This window comes from Mycobacterium sp. IS-3022 (genome assembly GCF_001500065.1).
Taxonomy (GTDB): domain Bacteria; phylum Actinomycetota; class Actinomycetes; order Mycobacteriales; family Mycobacteriaceae; genus Mycobacterium.
Window position 1 is genome coordinate 1 of record NZ_LQIN01000010.1, and the last position, 17,642, is coordinate 17,642.

19 protein-coding genes are annotated in these 17,642 nt (G+C 67.2%); 13 read left to right on the forward strand and 6 right to left on the reverse strand.

Annotation, left to right across the window (positions count from 1 at the left end; translation table 11 throughout):
- The coding region (locus AU188_RS25500; protein WP_059163366.1) for a DUF2189 domain-containing protein at nt 1-920 on the forward strand (920 nt) is incomplete at its 5' end.
- A 12-nt stretch (nt 921-932) separates the two neighbouring features.
- On the opposite strand, the gene AU188_RS08510 is transcribed toward AU188_RS25500, so the two are convergent.
- Complete coding sequence (locus AU188_RS08510) at nt 933-2,105, reverse strand: acyl-CoA dehydrogenase family protein (protein ID WP_059163304.1); 1,173 nt, start codon at nt 2,103-2,105, stop codon at nt 933-935.
- 55 nt (nt 2,106-2,160) lie between these two features.
- On the opposite strand from AU188_RS08510, the gene AU188_RS08515 reads away from it, so the two are divergent.
- Nucleotides 2,161-3,309, forward strand: a complete 1,149-nt coding sequence (locus AU188_RS08515; RefSeq protein WP_059163367.1) for a cystathionine gamma-synthase — start codon at nt 2,161-2,163, stop codon at nt 3,307-3,309.
- A gap of 9 nt (nt 3,310-3,318) precedes the next feature.
- Here the strand turns inward: AU188_RS08515 and AU188_RS08520 are convergent, their stop codons facing one another.
- The 3 genes from AU188_RS08520 to AU188_RS08530 all read right to left on the reverse strand — a co-directional run bounded on the left by AU188_RS08520 (nt 3,319) and on the right by AU188_RS08530 (nt 5,189).
- Nucleotides 3,319-3,981, reverse strand: coding sequence for a GOLPH3/VPS74 family protein (locus AU188_RS08520; protein WP_059163305.1), 663 nt, complete (start codon nt 3,979-3,981; stop codon nt 3,319-3,321).
- Between the two features lie 37 nt (nt 3,982-4,018).
- Nucleotides 4,019-4,513 carry a transcription elongation factor GreA gene (greA, locus tag AU188_RS08525; protein ID WP_059163306.1) on the reverse strand — a complete coding sequence of 165 codons (495 nt, stop codon included), beginning with the start codon at nt 4,511-4,513 and terminating at the stop codon, nt 4,019-4,021.
- 253 nt (nt 4,514-4,766) lie between these two features.
- Nucleotides 4,767-5,189, reverse strand: coding sequence for a DUF4307 domain-containing protein (locus AU188_RS08530; RefSeq protein ID WP_059163307.1), 423 nt, complete (start codon nt 5,187-5,189; stop codon nt 4,767-4,769).
- A gap of 113 nt (nt 5,190-5,302) precedes the next feature.
- On the opposite strand from AU188_RS08530, the gene mca reads away from it, so the two are divergent.
- The 4 genes from mca to AU188_RS08550 all read left to right on the forward strand — a co-directional run bounded on the left by mca (nt 5,303) and on the right by AU188_RS08550 (nt 8,964).
- Nucleotides 5,303-6,172 carry a mycothiol conjugate amidase Mca gene (gene mca / locus AU188_RS08535; protein WP_059097977.1) on the forward strand — a complete coding sequence of 290 codons (870 nt, stop codon included), beginning with the start codon at nt 5,303-5,305 and terminating at the stop codon, nt 6,170-6,172.
- On the forward strand, nt 6,169-6,447 hold the full coding sequence (locus AU188_RS08540; RefSeq protein WP_059163308.1) for a hypothetical protein: 279 nt from the start codon (nt 6,169-6,171) through the stop codon (nt 6,445-6,447). The genes mca and AU188_RS08540 overlap by 4 nt, the downstream gene beginning before the upstream one ends.
- Nucleotides 6,448-6,575: 128 nt before the next feature.
- Complete coding sequence (locus AU188_RS08545) at nt 6,576-8,579, forward strand: thioredoxin domain-containing protein (protein WP_059163309.1); 2,004 nt, start codon at nt 6,576-6,578, stop codon at nt 8,577-8,579.
- Between the two features lie 10 nt (nt 8,580-8,589).
- A complete protein-coding gene (locus AU188_RS08550; protein ID WP_059163310.1) occupies nt 8,590-8,964 on the forward strand; it encodes a nuclear transport factor 2 family protein in 375 nt (124 codons plus the stop codon).
- Nucleotides 8,965-8,973: 9 nt separating this feature from the next.
- Here AU188_RS08550 and trhA read toward each other — a convergent pair whose 3' ends face one another.
- Nucleotides 8,974-9,714, reverse strand: coding sequence for a PAQR family membrane homeostasis protein TrhA (trhA, locus tag AU188_RS08555; protein ID WP_059163311.1), 741 nt, complete (start codon nt 9,712-9,714; stop codon nt 8,974-8,976).
- Nucleotides 9,715-9,769: 55 nt separating this feature from the next.
- Between trhA and AU188_RS08560 the strand changes: the two genes are divergently transcribed.
- The 4 genes from AU188_RS08560 (at nt 9,770) to AU188_RS08575 (ending at nt 12,920) form a co-directional block, all read left to right on the forward strand.
- Nucleotides 9,770-10,561, forward strand: coding sequence for a (2Z,6E)-farnesyl diphosphate synthase (locus AU188_RS08560; protein WP_059163368.1), 792 nt, complete (start codon nt 9,770-9,772; stop codon nt 10,559-10,561).
- 2 nt (nt 10,562-10,563) lie between these two features.
- Nucleotides 10,564-11,916: a hypothetical protein gene (locus AU188_RS08565; RefSeq protein ID WP_059163369.1), complete on the forward strand. Its 1,353-nt coding sequence runs from the start codon at nt 10,564-10,566 to the stop codon at nt 11,914-11,916.
- Nucleotides 11,917-11,992: 76 nt separating this feature from the next.
- Entirely contained in the window at nt 11,993-12,415 is a 423-nt protein-coding gene (locus AU188_RS08570; protein WP_059163312.1) for a hypothetical protein, read from the forward strand.
- A gap of 94 nt (nt 12,416-12,509) precedes the next feature.
- Nucleotides 12,510-12,920, forward strand: a complete 411-nt coding sequence (locus AU188_RS08575) for a hypothetical protein (RefSeq protein ID WP_059163370.1) — start codon at nt 12,510-12,512, stop codon at nt 12,918-12,920.
- Nucleotides 12,921-12,967: 47 nt separating this feature from the next.
- Here the strand turns inward: AU188_RS08575 and coaA are convergent, their stop codons facing one another.
- Nucleotides 12,968-13,906, reverse strand: a complete 939-nt coding sequence (gene coaA / locus AU188_RS08580; RefSeq protein WP_059163313.1) for a type I pantothenate kinase — start codon at nt 13,904-13,906, stop codon at nt 12,968-12,970.
- A 30-nt stretch (nt 13,907-13,936) separates the two neighbouring features.
- Here coaA and AU188_RS08585 point away from each other — a divergent pair, with 30 nt between their 5' ends.
- From AU188_RS08585 to AU188_RS08595, 3 genes are read left to right on the forward strand one after another with little or no spacing between them, the layout of a single operon-like run.
- Nucleotides 13,937-15,142, forward strand: coding sequence for a hypothetical protein (locus tag AU188_RS08585; protein WP_059163314.1), 1,206 nt, complete (start codon nt 13,937-13,939; stop codon nt 15,140-15,142).
- A gap of 37 nt (nt 15,143-15,179) precedes the next feature.
- Complete coding sequence (locus tag AU188_RS08590; RefSeq protein ID WP_059163315.1) at nt 15,180-16,643, forward strand: glycine hydroxymethyltransferase; 1,464 nt, start codon at nt 15,180-15,182, stop codon at nt 16,641-16,643.
- Nucleotides 16,644-16,694: 51 nt separating this feature from the next.
- Entirely contained in the window at nt 16,695-17,522 is an 828-nt protein-coding gene (locus AU188_RS08595; RefSeq protein ID WP_059163316.1) for an acyl-ACP desaturase, read from the forward strand.
- Nucleotides 17,523-17,642 lie beyond the last annotated feature (120 nt).

A 17,642-nucleotide genomic window follows, 5' to 3' on the forward strand; every position in this document is an offset into this window, starting at 1 on the left:
CGCCCGGGGGTTACCCGCCGCCACCCTCGCCCGGCGGTTATCCGCCGCCTCCGCAGCAGGGCGGCTACCCGCCGCCGCCCGCGGGTGGATACCCGCCACCGCCGACCGGGCCCGGATACCCCCCACCGACGAGCGGCTATCCACCGGCCTGGGGTCCGGGATCCAGTGCAGGGCAGCAGGTCAACGTGGGCGACAGTTTCAACTGGGCGTTCGGCAAGTTCAAGGAGAACGCTGCAGCGCTGATCGTCCCGATGCTGATCTACGCACTGATCATCGGGGTGCTCTCCGCCATCGTCGTCGGCCTCATGTTCGCCACGGCACCGGACTCGGTGACCACCTATGAGTCCTCCGAGTACGGATTCGAGTACGAGACGAGTTCGTCGCTCGGAGGGACGAGCATCCTGGTCCTCATCGTCGGCTCGCTGGTGGGGTTGGTGGTCATCGGCGCGATCCATTCGGCGTACCTGGCAGGTGTGCTCGACATCGCGGACGGGCGACGGGTCACGATCGGGTCGTTCTTCAAGCCGCGCAACGTCGTCAGCGTCATTCTCGCGACGTTGATCATCGGCATTCTGACGGCGATCGGCCAGATTGTGATCATCGGTGGTCTGGTCGTGGGACTCTTCACGGTCTTCGCCATCGTCGCCATCGTCGATCGCAACCTCTCACCGATCGACGGCATCAAGACGAGTTTCGCAACGGTGAAGGACAATTTCGTACCCGCGCTTCTCACGTATTTGATGGTTGCGGTCATCACGTTCGTGGGCGCGCTGCTGTGCGGCATCGGACTGCTTGTTGCCGTCCCCCTGGCCGAGCTCTTTCTGGTGCATGCGTGGCGCAAGCTCAGCCGTGGTCAGGTCGCCGAGCTCAACCCGCAGCCCCTGCCGCCGGGGCCGCCGCCGCAGACCAACCCGCAATAGGTTCAGGGCGGCTCATCGGAAGGCGCTGACACCGGTCAGCGCCTCTCCGATGACCATCTGGTGCACCTCCGAGGTGCCCTCGTAGGTCAACACCGACTCCAGGTTGTTGGCATGCCGGATGACCGGGTACTCCAAGGTGATCCCGTTGGCGCCCAACAGTGTTCGGCACTGCCGGGCGATCTGGATCGCTTCGCGGACGTTGTTGAGCTTGCCGAAGCTCACCTGCTCGGGTCGGATTCTGCCCTCGTCCTTCAGCCGGCCCAGGTGAAGCGCCAGCAACTGCGCCTTGCCGAGTTCGACTGCCATGTCGGCGATCTTGGCCTGGGTCAGCTGGTAGGCCGCCAGCGGTTTGTCGAATACCTCGCGGCTGCCGACGTAGTCCAGCGCCGTCTGTAGACAGTCCCTGGCCGCGCCGACGCTACCGAACACGATGCCGAATCGCGCCTCAGAAAGGCAGCTCAGCGGGCCCGACAACCCGCGCGCATCGGGCAGTTTCGCGTCGGCGGGCAACCGGACGTCGTCCAAGTGCAGTTCCGAGGTGACCGAGGCTCGCAGCGACAACTTGTGTGTCATGTCGGTAGCAGAGAAACCGGGCGTGCCCGCGGGCACCAGAAATCCGATGATCCCCTCATCTGCTCTAGCCCACACGACCGCCACGTCGGCGACCGAGCCGTTGGTGATCCACATCTTCGACCCGTTGAGGATCCAGTCCGTGCCATCCCGCTTCGCGGTCGTGCGCATCCCCGCCGGGTTCGACCCGAAATCGGGCTCGGTCAACCCGAAACATCCGATCGCCTCGCCGGCCGCCATCGCCGGCAGCCACTGGTTGCGCTGCTCCTCGCTGCCCCAGCGGTGGATCGCGAACATCGCCAGCGAGCCCTGCACCGAAACCAGGCTGCGCAGACCACTGTCCACGGCCTCGAGCTCCTGGCAGACCAGGCCGTACGCCGTCGCCGTCGAGCCGCCGCAGCCGTAACCCTTCAGGTGCATACCCAACAGCCCGAGCTCACCGAAACCCGAGGCCAGCTCGCGGACCGGTACCTGACCGGTCTCGAACCACTCTGCGATGTACGGCCGCAGCCGCTGTTCGCCGAACCGGCGCACCGTTTGGCGCAACTCGACGTCCTCGGGCGACAGATATGAATCCAACTCGAGCAGATCGTCGAGACGGGTAGGGGAGCTCATGGTCCATGTCTACACCGGTCCGCGCGCAGCACCGGCATCGCTAGGCTGAGCGATGATGACCGAGAACAGAAGGCATGGCCTGTCCACCAAGGCCATCCACGCCGTCCGGCCCGACCTGACCACCGGGGCGGTCAACGCGCCGATCTATGCCAGTTCGACATTCGCGCAGGACGGCGTGGGCGGGTTGCGCGACGGGTACGAGTACGCCCGGACCGGCAATCCGACCCGAGCGGCGTTGGAGACCTCGCTGGCCGCGGTCGAAGCGGCCACCTACGGGCGGGCGTTCGCGTCCGGTATGGCCGCCACCGACTGCGCGCTGCGCGCGATTCTGCGGCCGGGCGATCACGTCGTGATGCCCGACGACGCCTACGGCGGAACCTTCCGGCTGATCGACAAGGTGTTCACCAAGTGGGGCATCGACTACACGGCCGTGTCGCTCGCCGACCTCGATGCGGTGCGCGCGGCGGTCACCCCCAGCACCCGGCTGATCTTGGTGGAGACGCCCACCAACCCGTTGTTGTCGATCGCCGACATCGCCGGGATCGCCCAACTCGCGGCGACATCGAACGTGAAAGTGTTGGTGGACAACACCTTCGCCTCGCCAGCGCTGCAACAGCCGCTGCTGCTGGGGGCCGACATCGTGCTGCATTCCACCACCAAGTACATCGGCGGGCATTCCGACGTGGTGGGCGGTGCGTTGCTGACCAACAACGAGGAACTCGACTCGGCGTTCGCCTTCCTGCAGAACGGTGCGGGCGCGGTCCCGGGCCCGTTCGACGCCTACCTGACCTTGCGCGGTTTGAAGACGCTGGTGCTGCGCATGCAGCGGCACAGCGACAACGCGGCGGTGCTCGCCGAGTTCCTCGACGGTCATCCCGCGATCGAGACCGTGCTCTACCCGGGGTTGCCCGGGCATCCGGGACACGAGGTAGCGGCCAGGCAGATGAGCGGGTTCGGCGGCATGATTTCGGTGCGGCTGCGCGGGGGAGCGGACGCGGCGCGTAAATTCTGTTCGCGGACAGAGGTTTTCATCCTCGCCGAGTCGTTGGGCGGTGTCGAGTCGTTGATCGAGCATCCCGGTGCGATGACCCACGCCTCCACGGCCGGTTCGCAGTTGGAGGTGCCCGACGACCTGGTGCGGCTGTCGGTCGGCATCGAGGACGTCGCGGATCTGCTCGCCGATGTGGAGCAGGCGCTCAGTTAGCCGCGCAGACTACGTCAGCGCCGGGCGCAATGCCGACGCGGTGATCGCCAGGTTCACCTCGGGCAGCCCGGTCGGATACTCGTCGACCCAGCTGCCCAGCGAGATCTCGCCCGCCCGCGCGTGTACCCACCGCCATCCGCGGTCGTTGAGGCTCAGCAGCGCGCCCAGTCCGTCGACCGCATGCAGCAGCGAGATGATCGCCGCCGTCGTCGGAGTCGGTGGCCTGCGGTCGAACAGTGCCGACAACAGTGCCGAACGGGCCAGCCCGGCGCGGTCACGGTTGATCAGCGGCCACGCGAACTCATGGCCGAATCGCTTGTCCGGCAACGGAACACGCCGAATCTGACCGGTGCGCTCCAACTGGCCGGCGATGTGGCTCTCGGTGTGCTTGGCCAGCCGCTTCACCGCCGTTTTCGGGCGCAGCGGACGGCGCTGCAACAGTTCGAACGCCGGTTCGGCGACCGGGTCCATTGCACCCGCCACCGCAAGCGCGATCAGGTGGCCGCGTTCGACCGCCTCACCGTCGACCGACGGCCGGATCCGGCAGGCGAGCGCCAGATCGAGCAGAACCGCGGCAGACAACACCCGCTCGCGGCGGTGACGGTCCAGAACCGGCTGCGCGGACGCGTTGTCGATCAGCAGGAGGAACAGGTCCTCGGCGATCTGCGCCATGAGCGGATGCTAAACCGCACCCTCCTCGGCGCCTGTGTCAGGCGTGGTAAGGCTCGGCCTCGAGCAGCTTCACCTTGACCGTGCTGCCGCTGGGCACCGTGTATGTGCGCACGTCACCGACCTTCGCGTCGATGAGCGCCTCGCCCAGCGGCGACTTCGGCGAGTACACCTCGAGTTTGCCGTCGCTGATGCCCTCCTGGCGGGTGGCGATCAGGAACGTCTCGGTGTCGTTCTCGTCGTCGCCGTACTGCACCTTGACCACCGAACCGGGCAGCGCGACGCCGGACTGCTTGGGCGCCTCGCCGACCTTGGCGTTGTTGAGCAGCTCCTGCAGCTGCCGGATTCGCGCTTCCTGCTGACCCTGTTCCTCACGAGCGGCGTGGTAACCGCCGTTCTCGCGCAGGTCGCCCTCTTCACGGCGGTCGTTGATTTCGGCGGCGATGATCGGCCGGTTGGCGATCAGCTGGTCGAGCTCCGCCTTCAACCGGTCGTATGCCTCCTGCGTCAGCCAGGTGACCTGCGTGTCGGTCATGTCGTCGCGCTCCTGTCGTCGTTGCTCTCGCGCACTTCTCGCGTAAGAAGTCTTGTGGGTGCGGCGCCGGGAGCTTGACGTGTATTGCCGCGTTCGTCAGGTACTAATCAAGAGGCTTGATCAGCGCACCAAATGCAGCAATACACGGCCCCAGCGGGAACCGTGTACTCGAACCATGATAGCACCGCGACGACAGCGGTTCGTCACGTATTCGCAGTTCGCCGTTTGTTGTGCCCCATGAATCATCGTGATCTCAAGGGCTCACCAGATACGGCGGCACATCGGTGCCGCAGCCGTAAATATCGCCGATGACGGGTTGCCGGGTGGCCTTCACGGGCGCAGTCACCTGCACGGTCGTTTGCTCCGACGGGGGCACCAGCACCTCACGTCGGCCGGTCTCGGCGCCGTCGATCGACCGGGCGCGGACGATGCACACCACCGGCTGAGACGGGTCCTCGCGGGTGACGCTGATCGTCACCGAAACGGTCTCCTCGTCGACGAGGCGGTACGCGCTCAGCTCACCCGTGACGTCGTCGCTGCCGAACCGACCGAACGCCACGATCGCCACCGCGACACCGGCCGCCAGCGCGAGCACCGTGAACCCGACGGCGACCCATCGGCGGTGACGGCGGGACAGCCGCTGGCGCCCGTAGCGCTCGGCGGGACGCTCGATCATCTGGTTTTCTAGGCTCCCCGTCGGATAGTTCTACAGAACTGGAACTATAGGGCTGTCCCGATGGGTTGTTATCCCCCGGAGACGACGGATCGCGACTAGTAAGGCAGAGCAGGTTGAGCGAACTGCGGTTGATGGCCGTGCACGCCCATCCGGACGACGAGTCCAGCAAGGGCGCCGCCATGATGGCCCGATACGCGGACGAGGGTGTCCGCGTGCTCGTGGTCACGCTGACCGGGGGCGAGCGCGGCGACATCCTCAACCCGGCCATGGACCTGCCCGAGGTGCACGGCCGGATGGCCGAGATCCGGCGCGATGAAATGGCGAAGGCCGCGGAGATCCTCGGGGTGGAGCATCACTGGCTCGGTTTTGTCGACTCGGGACTGCCCGAAGGCGATCCACCGCCGCCGCTGCCCGACGGCTGCCTGGGCGTGGTGCCGCTCGAGCAACCGGCCGAGGCGCTGGTGCGCGTCGTCCGCGAATTCCGCCCGCACGTCATGACCACCTACGACGAGAACGGCGGCTATCCGCACCCGGATCACATCAGGTGCCATCAGGTCTCGATGGCCGCCTACGAGGCCGCGGGTGATTATCGCCTGTTCCCCGACGCCGGTGAGCCGTGGAATGTCCAGAAGCTCTACTACACCCATGGTTTCCTGCGGCAACGAATGCAACTGCTGCAGGACGAGTTCGCCAAGCACGGTGAGGTGGGCCCGTTCGAGAAGTGGCTCAAGCACTGGGATCCCGACCACGACATCTTCGCCAAGCGGGTGACCACCCGGATCGAGTGCGCCAAGTACTTCGCGCTGCGTGACGACGCGCTGCGCGCCCACGCCACCCAGATCGATCCCAACGGCGACTTCTTCCGCGCGCCGATCGAATGGCAGCAGCGGCTCTGGCCGACCGAGGAGTTCGAGCTGGCCCGCTCCCGGGTGCCGGTCTCGCTGCCGGAGGATGACCTTTTCGCCGGGATCGAGGATCGATGAACCTCATGCTCAATGTCATCCTGCTGACGCAGGACCAGCCGCGGGAGACCGGTCCGGATTTCGGCAAGGCGAGTCCGCTGGGCCTGCTGGTCGTGGTGCTGCTGCTGATCGGAACGTTCCTGCTGGTCCGGTCGATGAACCGGCACCTGCGAAAGGTGCCGAAGTCGTTCGACAGCGCTGACGCGGAGGCGACCGTTGAGCCGCCGACTGAGTCCGGAGCGCCGAACGAATCCGACAACCCGCCCGACGAACCCAAGCGCGAGCCCGGCGGCTGAGTGTCCGATGGACACTAAGCGGTGGATTACTCGCACCTGATGCGGGCAATCAACCGGATAAGGGCTCAATCAGGCGCTGACAGGGTCGAGCCCACGATCGAGGAGCCGTCACCGGAAGGCGTTGAACGATCACGAACAGCCTCGCGCGGGCCACCAGCCCGTATCTGCGCCAGCACGCCGACAACCCGGTGCACTGGCAGCAGTGGACGCCCGAGGCGCTGGCCGAGGCGGCGAGTCGCGACGTGCCGATCCTGCTGTCGATCGGTTACGCCGCGTGCCACTGGTGCCACGTGATGGCGCACGAGTCGTTCGCCGACGCCGAAGTGGCTGCCGCCGCGAATTCTGGCTTCGTGTGCATCAAAGTCGACCGCGAGGAGCGCCCCGACCTCGATGCGGTGTACATGAACGCGACGGTCGCACTGACTGGACAGGGTGGTTGGCCGATGACCTGCTTCCTCACCCCCGACGGCAGGCCGTTCTTCTGCGGGACGTACTACCCCAAGCGCACCTTCCTGCAACTGCTGGCCGCGGTGACCGACACCTGGCGCAACCGTCGCGGCGAGGTGGAGGAGGCATCGGACAAGATCACCGACGAGCTGCGGTCGATGGCGTCGGGCCTACCGGGTGGCGGGCCGCCGATGCAGCCGGCGTTGTGTGACCACGCCGTTGCCGCTGTGCTGCAGGACGAGGACGTCGCACGCGGCGGATTCGCCGCCAATCCGGCTGGCGCACCCAAGTTCCCGCCGTCTGCGTTGCTCGAGGCGCTGCTGCGCAACCACGAACGCACCGGCGACGTCATGCCGATGGAGACCGTGGAGCGCACCTGTACCGCGATGGCCCGCGGCGGCATCTACGACCAGCTGGCGGGCGGGTTCGCCCGCTACAGTGTCGACGCGTCCTGGGTGGTGCCGCATTTCGAGAAGATGTTGTACGACAACGCACTGCTGCTGCGTGCCTACGCCCATTGGGCGCGGCGCACGGCGAATCCATTGGCGCGCAAAGTGGCTGCGGAGACGGCAGCGTTCATGATCGATGAGCTCGGTGCCGACGGCATGTTCGCCTCCTCACTGGACGCCGACGCCGCCGGGGTCGAAGGCCTGACCTACGTGTTCACCCCGGCGCAGCTGGCCGAAGTGCTGGGTGACGACGACGGACGTTGGGCTGCAGAACTTTTCGAGGTGACCGAGGCGGGCACCTTCGAACACGGCGCCTCGGTGCTGCAGTTACCCCGCGACCCCGACGACCCCGAACGGTTCGCCAGAGTGCGCGCGGTCCTACTCGCGGCGAGGCTCACCCGACCGCAACCCGGTCGTGACGACAAGGTCGTCACCGCGTGGAACGGTCTGGCGATCACCGCTCTCGCCGAAGCGGGAGTCGCGCTCGACCGCCCTGAATTCCTCGACGCCGCAACGCAATGCGCGCATGCCGTCTGGAATCTGCACATGGTCGACGGTAGGTTGCGGCGCGCGAGCCTAGGCGGTCAGGTCGGCGACAGCGCGGCGATCCTCGAGGACCATGCGGCGCTGGCCACCGGGTTGCTGACCCTGCACCAGATGACCGCTGATGCCCGCTGGCTGGAGTCGGCAACGACATTGCTCGACATCGCGCTCGAGCACTTCTCCGACCGCGACCGCCCCGGCCGGTGGTTCGACACCGCCGACGACGCCGAGGCGTTGATGGTGCGGCCCGCGGATCCGCTCGATGGCGCGACGCCGTCGGGCGGGTCGCTGATCGCCGAGGCGCTGCTCGTGGCCGCCCACCTCGCTCCCGCCGGACGGGCCGGCCGTTACGCCGCGGCTGCCGAGGCCACCCTGGCGGCCGCCACGCCGATTCTGACCCGGCTGCCGCGCTCGGGCGGGCACTGGCTCGCCGTCGCCGAAGCGGCGGTGCGCGGGCCGCTTCAGATCGCGGTCGCGTGCGAGCCAGGAGACTCGGAGCTGTTGGCGGCCGCGCGCCGATTGGCCCCGGGAGGAGCTGTCGTCGTCGGCGGGCCGGTGGACTCGTCGGAGCTGCTGATCGGCCGCGACCGGGTGGACGGCGCCGACGCCGCCTACGTCTGCCGCGGCCGGGCCTGCGACCTGCCGGTCACGACCGTCGAGGATCTCGCCGCCGCACTTGGTGTGCCCGTGTAGCGTTCGGCGCATGTCGACTCCTGAGGACAACGCAAAGACCGTCGAGCGCTATCTCGAGCTGGCCGCCCAAGGTAACGCTGACGCCGTCACCGAGCTCTACGCCGACGACGCCACAGTGGAGGACCCGGTCGGCGGCGGCGAGGTGCACATCGGCCGCGATGCGATCCGTCGCTTCTACGATGCGCTTCCTACGGCGGGCGCCCAGACCGACGTCCTCACGCTGCGCGCGCTCGGCAACGAGGCGGCGTTTCACTGGGCGCTGACCATCGATCTGGGCGAGAACAAGATGCGCATCGACATCATCAGCGTCATGACCTTCAACGAGGACGGCAAGATCGCGTCGATGAAGGCCTATTGGACTCCGGAGAACGTCACTCAACTCTGAGATCGCGCTTCAGAAGACGGCGAACCACATCGCGATGTAGTGGCAGATCGCCGCGACCGCGGTGCACGCGTGGAAGAACTCGTGGTGGCCGAACACCGACGGCCACGGGTCGGGCCACTTGAGCGCGTACAGCACGCCGCCGATGCTGTAGAGCGCACCGCCGACGATCAGCAGCACCAGCGCGGCGACGCCCGCGCCGTGGGTGATCGGGCCGACGAACCAGGCGGCCACCCAACCGAGCAGGATGTACAGCGGCACGCCCACCCATCGCGGCGCCGACGGCCAGAAACACTTGAGCAGCACGCCCGCGATCGCGCCGCCCCAGACGATCCAGAACAACACCATGCCGTCGCCCGACGGCAGCGCCAACAGAGCGAACGGCGTGTAGCTACCCGCGATGAACACGAAGATCATCGAGTGGTCGAGGCGCTTCATCCACTTGCGCGCTGTCGCGTTCTTCCAGTTCACCCGGTGGTAGGCACCGCTGACGGTGAACATCGCCACAATCGTGAGCGTGTAGATCAACGTCGCGATCCCGGCGCGGGTCGACTGCACCGACCACGACACCGACACCAGCGTGGCGCCGCAGATCGCCGCGACCACCGCCGCGTAAACGTGAATCCAGCCGCGGGCGCGCGGTTTGCCGATGAAATTGGCGACACCGTCGACGACGGCTTCCGGAAGGTCCTCGGCAGGGCCGTGCGGCCTTGCGGACCGGTCGGAATCGGTGGCGTCGATGGATCGGGTCATGTCACCTCCACTAATGCCATGGGGGTTTGTGAACCTCACAGTAGTCTGGATCCTCGTGGAGCTCATTCCGCCGCGCCTCAAAGAGCCGGCCTACCGGCTGTATGAGCTGCGGTTGCGCCAAGAGCTGGCGCGGGCCAAATCCCAACTGCCGCGCCATATTGCCGTGCTCTGCGACGGCAACCGTAGATGGGCACGTGACCTTGGCCACGATGACGTCAGCGTCGGTTACCGGATGGGCGCCCGCAAGATCGCCGAAATGCTGCGCTGGTGCCAGGACGCGGGCGTCGAGATGGCCACCGTGTATCTGCTGTCCACCGAGAACCTGCAGCGCGCCCCCGACGAACTGTCCCCGCTGATCGAGATCATCACCGACGTCGTCGAGGAGATCTGCGCGCCCGCGAACCATTGGAGCGTGCGCACCGTCGGTGACCTCGAGCTGATCGGCGAGGAGCCCGCCCGCCGGCTGCGTGACGCCGTCGAGTCGACCGATGCGGGACCGGGTTCTTTCCATGTCAACCTCGCCGTCGGCTACGGCGGCCGCCAGGAGATCGTCGACGCCGTCCGGCAACTGCTCGGCAAGGAGCTGGCCAACGGCGTCTCCGGGGATCAGCTGATCGAAGCAGTCACCATCGACGCGATCTCGGAGAACCTCTACACCTCGGGCCAGCCCGATCCCGACCTCGTCATCCGCACATCGGGGGAGCAGCGGCTGTCGGGCTTTCTGTTGTGGCAGAGCGCCTATTCGGAGATGTGGTTCACCGAGGCGTACTGGCCGGCGTTCCGGCGGGTCGACTTCCTGCGCGCGTTGCGGGACTACACCGCGCGCCATCGCCGCTACGGGATGTGATCATGGCTGCGCTGTCGGCGGTGGTCTTCGCGCTCAGCTGGTGGTTGGGCCTGTACCTCCTGGCGCGAGACCCACGCAAACCCGAGCTGGTCCTTGCCGCGATCGGCCTGACCAGTTTCGCGGCGGTCGTCGCGCTGGACGCCGTGCGAACGACGAGCGGCTCCGACGCGCTCAGCCGCATCGAGATCTACCTTGTCGCCGTGCCCGGCGTCGCGTGGTTCGCGGTTCTCCTGGAGTTGTCGCGGCCCCGCGACACGTGGCGCAGCCGCGCGGGCGAGATCGCGTTCGTCGCGGGCGTCGCCGCGGTGGCGCTCACCGGGGCCGCGATGGCCGGCAGCGTCGACGGCCCGGTGCGCCTCGGGCACTGGGTGATGTTCGCCGCGATCTCAGTTTCGGTGTTGGGCGCGATGATCAACGCGGTGCTACGCCGGTGGCAGCCCGGCCCGGTGTTGGGTTTCGTCGTCATCGCGACGCTGTTCTTCGCGTTGGGCAACGCGATCCTCGTCATCCCGCTGGGCCTGGTGCCGAGCTGGGTGGCGTTGGCGTCCACCGGGTTCGACGTCGCACTGCTGGGAATCGCGGTCGCCATCGGCGACGCGTTCGACGAGGGTCAGGCGTTGCGTGCCGACATGCTGCGCTCCTTCGCCGCAACCGCCGTGGTGGCGGTGCTGTTCGGTGGCCAGGCGCTGATCGGGCTGGCCGTCACGGGGCACGACACCGCGCTGACGGTGCTGCTGTTCACCAGCCTGGGCATCTCGATCGCGATCAACGTGCTCGCCGATCCGCTCGCCGGTGTGCTGGACCGGTTGGCGTTCTCCCGGTCACCCGCCCTGCGCGCCGATCGCGCCGCCCTGCGCCGCACCGAGGCGGCGCTGCCGCTGCGGTCGACCAACCCGCTCGACGGCATCGACGACGACACCTTCGCCCGGCTCACCCGGCGCGCGCTCGGCCATTACGGCGACCTGTCCAAGCTCGTCGCCAGCCCGTTGACCGCCCTGCCGATCATCGACGAGCGCCTGGCGGCCCGCGGCGCGCCGGATCAACCGCTGGAGCGTGCCAACGAGCTCAAGGCGCTGCTGGCCGACCGCATCGCCCGGCTCAAACCGCGCGATGGCGGCGAGTTCGGCACCACCGAGCAGTGGCGGTACTACAACTCGCTGTACTTCCCGTACGTCGTCGGGGTGCGGGCCTACGCCCAGAACGCCACGCCCGCGGGGCTCGACCCGGTGGCGCGCCGAGCCTGGCAGTGGTTCGTCACCGAAGTGCCGCAGCGGTCGCTGCACAACTGGCAGAACGCCGCCGCGCGGCTTATCGCCGCCGATCTGCGCGGCAACCTGGTCGCCGCCCAAGACTGACCGCCGACCTGCGGTTGGCAGTAACTGGCAGCGTTCTGCGTCGATCTGGCAGCGGTATCCGCGCATCGTCGATGCCATGACCACGACAACCACCCGACCCCTGGGGGACTCCCGCGATGACGTCGGCGCCGATGCCCTGCTGCGTTTCGCGCTACGGGCCGACGCGACGCTGTGCGCGGGCATCGGACTGGTCATCGCCATGGCCGCCGACCCGCTGTCCCGAGTGTCCGGTCTCTCGGCCACCAGCGAGTGGATCGCCGGTGCCGCGCTCGTCGGCTACGGTGCCGCGCTTTTTCTGGCGGCCGGAGTGCCCGATGTCCGGCGCGTCGGCCTCGGCGTGCTCGTCGGCAACATCGTGTTCGCGGTGGCGATCGGCGTGGTGCTGGTCGCCGGCTGGCTGCCGCTGACTGACCTCGGCGTCGCCGGCACCGTCGCATTCACCGCCGTCACTCTCGCCTTCGCGTACGCCCAGTACCGCGGGGTGCGTCGCCTGACGTGACCCCCTCATGACTGGTCCGGAGCCGCCGTCGTCAGAGGTTGCGGCGTCGGCTCCGGAACGGTCGCCCATCACCCACCAGAAAGGAATCGCACCGATGACCGCACTCAGCACACCGAGGCTCCGCGAGAGCAACGACTCGTTCCTCCGCTTCGCCCTGCGGGCCGACGCCACCGCCAGCGGGCTCATGGGTCTGGCCGGTATTCCGCTCGCGGGCTGGCTGGCGAAAATCTCGGGTACTTCGATCGCATTCGAATACGCCGTGAGCGCGTTCTTCCTCGCCTTCGCGATCGGTGTCTTCGCCTTCGCCGCCAGGCCGTCGGTTAAAGCGACCGGCATCGTGATCGCCGTTGGAAACGTCGCGTATGCCGTCGCAGCCGTGGTGTTCGTGCTCGCCGATGTCTTCCCGTTGACAACGGTCGGCGTGGTGCTGACGTTGGCTACCGGCGTCTACACGTTGATCATGGCCGAGTTGCAATACCAGGGCATACGTCGCATCAACACCTAAGACCTTGCCGCCAGGGCCCGTTCGGATCTGCTGGACGGGCCTTGCGGTCACAACTTGCGCAGCCGCAACCGGTTGATCGAGTGGTCGGCGTCCTTGCGCAACACCAATGTCGCGCGCGGGCGGGTCGGCAGGATGTTCTCGATCAGATTCGGCCGGTTGATGGAATGCCAGATGTCGCGGGCGGCGAACACCGCCTGCTCGTCGGTGAGCGTGGCGTAGTGGTGAAAGTGGGAAGCGGGATCGGCGAACGATGTCGACCGCAGACCCAGAAACCGGTCGATGTACCACTGTTCGATGTCGTCGATGCGAGCATCGACATAGACCGAGAAGTCGAACAGGTCAGACACCATCAGCGTCGGCCCAGTCTGTAACACGTTGAGGCCCTCGAGGATCAGGATGTCGGGATGACGGACGATCTGTTTTTCCCCCGGCACGATGTCGTAGAGCAGATGCGAATACACCGGCGCACACGCGTATTCGGAACCTGACTTGACCGTCGTGACGAACCGCATCAGCGCACGACGGTCGTAGCTCTCGGGAAAACCTTTGCGGCCCATGAGGTTCCGGCGCACCAACTCGGAATTCGGATAGAGGAACCCGTCGGTGGTGACCAGATCGACCCGCGGATGGTGTTCCCAACGGGCCAGAAGTGCCTGCAGCACACGGGCGGTCGTGGATTTGCCGACGGCGACGCTGCCCGCGACGCCGATGACGAACGGCACCGGCCGGTCCGGATTCTGCTGAGGCTCACCGAGGAATTCGGCGGTCGTGGCGAACAACCGTTGGCGCGCGGCGACCTGGAGGTGAATCAGCCGGGCCAGCGGCAGATAAACCTCCTCGACTTCCAGCAGGTCGATCTTTTCGCCGATGCCGCGCAGCTTCTGCAGCTCGTCTTCACTGAGCTTCAGCGGAGTCGACATACGTAGATTTCGCCACTGACTCCGGTCGAACTCCACATATGGGCTGGGTTCACTCAGCCGCGCCATGCGCTCAGTCTTGCATTTACCGTTGAGGCCATGATCGCCAGCACCTCAGTTTCGCCGGTCCGCGAGTATCTGCTGCTCGGTTTGCGCTTCGACCGGGTGCAGGAGGGCTACGTCGACTCGTTCACCGGCGATCCGGCGCTGCGGCGCGCAGTGGCCGCCGAGCCGCCGCCCGATCCCGCCGACTTGGCCCGGCAGGCCGAGCGGCTGCTGGCGGAGCTGCCCGCGGGCCTCGACCAGCAGCGGGCCGACTACGTCGGCGCCCATCTGCGCGCTCTCGCCTGCGCCGGCCGCAAGTTCGCCGGCGAGGATGTCGGCTTCGTCGACGAGGTGCAGGCGTACTTCGATGTGCGCATCAGCAAGGGCGATCCCGAGCAATACCGGCAGGCCCATCGCCGACTCGACGAGGTGCTGGGCGGGACCGGTTCGCTCGCCGACCGGATGCAGGCCTACCGGGCGGGCGAAGAGATCCCGCCCGCCCGTCTCGAGGAGTGCATTCACGCGTTCTCCAGCGCGCTGCGCGACCGCGTGCGCGCCGAGTATCCGCTGCCCGACGCCGAGACCGTCACCTATGAGGTCGTCACCGACAAGCCGTGGTCGGGCTTCAACTACTACCACGGGGACTACAAGTCGACTGTGGCTGTCAATGCCGACCTCAGACAGCAGATGTCGAACCTGCCGCGGCTGGTCGCTCACGAGTCCTATCCCGGCCACCACACCGAGCACTGCCGTAAGGAGGCCGGTCTGGTCGAGGTCAGGGGCCAGGCGGAGCAGACGATCTTCCTGGTCAACACCCCACAGTGCCTGATGGCCGAGGGCCTGGCCGACCTCGCGCTCTACGCGGCGATCGGCCCGGACTGGGGCGTATGGGCCGGCGAGATCTACGCCGACCTGGGGCTGCGGTTCGACGGGGAGCGCGCTCAGGCGGTGTCGGAGGCGGCGTCCGCGCTCGCAGAGGTGCGGCAGGACGCCGCGCTGATGCTGCACGACGAGCACCGCGACGTCGACGAGGTCGTCGAGTTCCTCAAGCGGTGGCTGTTGGTCAACGACGAGCGCGCCCGCCAGATGTTGCGGTTCTTGTCCTCGCCGTTGTGGCGCGCCTACACCAGCACCTACGTCGAGGGCTACCGGCTGCTGCGGAGTTGGCTGGACGCCCGGCCCGACGACGTCAGCTTGACCCAACGGTTCGGGACGCTGCTCGATGAGCCGCTGATCCCGTCGGCACTGCGGGCTGCCTGAGGCGGGCCGCCGGAGCAGCGGAAAGTAGGCTAGCCCCATGACTGCAGACCCCGTGACCTCACACGCTGCCGCTCCCGGCGCGGAGTACGCCGAGACCGCGAGTGCCGCCTACCGGGCCGCGCTGCAGGTCATCGAATCCGTTGAGCCGCGTATCGCGGCGGCGACACGCAAAGAGCTTGCCGATCAACGGGATTCGCTCAAACTGATCGCCAGCGAGAACTACGCCTCGCCGGCGGTGTTGCTGACCATGGGCACCTGGTTCTCCGACAAGTACGCAGAGGGCACCATCGGGCACCGGTTCTATGCGGGCTGCCAGAACGTCGACACCGTCGAGAGTCTCGCCGCCGAACACGCCCGCGAACTGTTTTCAGCCCCGTACGCATACGTGCAACCGCACTCCGGTATCGACGCCAACCTCGTTGCGTTCTGGGCGATCCTCGCGACTCGTGTCGAAGCACCCAGCCTCGCCGAACTCGGCGCCAAGCACGTCAACGAGCTGTCCGAAAAGGACTGGGAGACGTTGCGCAACAAGCTCGGCAACCAGCGGTTGTTGGGAATGTCACTGGACGCCGGCGGCCACCTCACCCACGGCTTCCGGCCGAACATCTCCGGCAAGATGTTCCACCAGCGCAGCTACGGCACCGATCCGGGCACCGGTTTTCTCGACTACACCGCGGTGGCCGAAGCCGCCCGCGAGTTCAAGCCGCTGATCATCGTGGCGGGGTACTCGGCCTACCCGCGGCGCGTCAACTTCGCCAAGATGCGCGAGATCGCCGACGAGGTGGGCGCGACGTTGATGGTCGACATGGCGCACTTCGCGGGCCTGGTCGCGGGCAAGGTCTTCACCGGCGACGAGGATCCGGTGCCGCACGCGCACGTCACCACCACGACCACCCACAAGTCGCTGCGCGGGCCGCGCGGCGGGATGGTGCTGGCCCAGCCGGAGTTCTCCGACGCCGTCGACAAGGGGTGCCCGATGGTGCTGGGCGGACCGCTGTCGCACGTGATGGCGGCCAAGGCCGTCGCGCTTGCCGAGGCCCGCCAGCCCGCGTTCCAGGCGTATGCGCAGCGCGTCGCCGACAACGCGCAGGCACTGGCCGACGGCTTCCTCAAACGCGACGCGGGACTGGTCACCGGCGGCACCGACAACCACCTCGTGCTGCTCGACGTCACCTCGTTCGGCCTGACCGGCCGGCAGGCCGAGTCCGCGCTGCTCGACGCGGGCATCGTCACCAACCGGAACTCCGTGCCCGCGGATCCGAACGGCGCCTGGTACACCAGCGGCATCCGGCTGGGCACGCCGGCGCTGACCACGCGCGGGTTCGGCGCGGACGATTTCGACCGGGTGGCCGAGCTGATCGTCGACGTGCTGTCGAACACTGAGCCCCAGGGCACCAGCAAGGCCAAATACACCCTCGCCGACGGCACCGCCGAGCGTGTGCACGCCGCGTCGGCCGAGCTGCTGGCCGCCAACCCGCTGTACCCGGGGTTGCAGCTGTAAGGTGGCGAGCCGATTTTAGAGAATGTGTGAACTCGGGTTACAGTTACTTTTATGGCACAGAAACCTGTACCGAATGCGCTGATCCTCGAACTCGAGCCGGTCGTGCAGCAGGAGCTGCGTCGTCACATCGACTCCGAGGATCTCTGGTACGCGCACGACTACGTACCGTTCGACCAGGGCGAGAACTTCGCGTTTCTCGGCGGTAAGGACTGGGACCCGTCACAGGTGACGCTGCCCAAAGACGTCACCGATGCGCTGGAGATCCTGCTCATCACCAAGGACAACCTCGCGAGCTTTCACCGCGAGTTCGTGTTCAGCTTCATCCTCGAGGAGAAGTGGGGCCGCTGGATCGGCCGGTGGACCGCCGAGGAGCACCTGCACGCTATTGCGCTGCGCAACTACCTCGTCGTGACCCGCGAGATCGACCCGGCCGCCAACGAGGACGTGCGTGTCGAGCACGTGATGAAGGGTTACCGCGCCGACACCTACAGCCAGGTCGAGCGGCTGGTGTTCATGGCGTTTTTCGAACGGGCCCACGCCGTCTTCTGCCGAAACCTCGAGGCCAAGATCACCGAACCGGTGCTCAAGCGCCTCATCGGGCGCATCGCCAAGGACGAGGAACGGCATGAGGAGTTCTTCGCCAACCTCGTCGCCCATCTGCTGACCACGAACCGCGACGAGACCGTCGCCGCGATCGCCAATCGCGCCGCCGAACTCGATGTCGTCGGCGGCGACATCGACGCCTATGCAGACAAGCTGCAGCGCGTCGCCGAGGCCGGCATCTTCGGTCCCGAGCAGTTGCGCCAGGTGACCGCCGACCGGATCGCCGCCTGGGGTCTCGCCGAGGAGCCGAAGCTGCGAGAGTTCGCCTCCGCGTAACCGGCCGGTCATCGCACCCGCGAGCAGCGGCGAACACTACGGCGCGCCTGCACGGCGCGTGTGCCGCAACGGGAGTAGCGTCGCTTGTTGATGGCTAGCGACTTGCTTTGCTGTCCGGGC

Bases quoted from the DNA above. Each gene is read 5' to 3' on its own strand.
- AU188_RS08520 (WP_059163305.1), bottom strand. From the start codon at position 3,981: ATGGCGCAGATCGCCGAGGACCTGTTCCTCCTGCTGATCGACAACGCG.
- AU188_RS08590 (WP_059163315.1), top strand. From the start codon at position 15,180: ATGACTGCAGACCCCGTGACCTCACACGCTGCCGCTCCCGGCGCGGAG.
- AU188_RS08550 (WP_059163310.1), top strand. From the start codon at position 8,590: ATGTCGACTCCTGAGGACAACGCAAAGACCGTCGAGCGCTATCTCGAG.
- greA (WP_059163306.1), bottom strand. From the start codon at position 4,513: ATGACCGACACGCAGGTCACCTGGCTGACGCAGGAGGCATACGACCGG.
- AU188_RS08565 (WP_059163369.1), top strand. From the start codon at position 10,564: ATGGCTGCGCTGTCGGCGGTGGTCTTCGCGCTCAGCTGGTGGTTGGGC.
- AU188_RS08570 (WP_059163312.1), top strand. From the start codon at position 11,993: ATGACCACGACAACCACCCGACCCCTGGGGGACTCCCGCGATGACGTC.
- AU188_RS08510 (WP_059163304.1), bottom strand. From the start codon at position 2,105: ATGAGCTCCCCTACCCGTCTCGACGATCTGCTCGAGTTGGATTCATAT.
- AU188_RS08595 (WP_059163316.1), top strand. From the start codon at position 16,695: ATGGCACAGAAACCTGTACCGAATGCGCTGATCCTCGAACTCGAGCCG.
- coaA (WP_059163313.1), bottom strand. From the start codon at position 13,906: ATGGCGCGGCTGAGTGAACCCAGCCCATATGTGGAGTTCGACCGGAGT.
- AU188_RS08540 (WP_059163308.1), top strand. From the start codon at position 6,169: ATGAACCTCATGCTCAATGTCATCCTGCTGACGCAGGACCAGCCGCGG.
- AU188_RS08585 (WP_059163314.1), top strand. From the start codon at position 13,937: ATGATCGCCAGCACCTCAGTTTCGCCGGTCCGCGAGTATCTGCTGCTC.
- AU188_RS08515 (WP_059163367.1), top strand. From the start codon at position 2,161: ATGACCGAGAACAGAAGGCATGGCCTGTCCACCAAGGCCATCCACGCC.
- AU188_RS08575 (WP_059163370.1), top strand. From the start codon at position 12,510: ATGACCGCACTCAGCACACCGAGGCTCCGCGAGAGCAACGACTCGTTC.
- AU188_RS08530 (WP_059163307.1), bottom strand. From the start codon at position 5,189: ATGATCGAGCGTCCCGCCGAGCGCTACGGGCGCCAGCGGCTGTCCCGC.
- trhA (WP_059163311.1), bottom strand. From the start codon at position 9,714: ATGACCCGATCCATCGACGCCACCGATTCCGACCGGTCCGCAAGGCCG.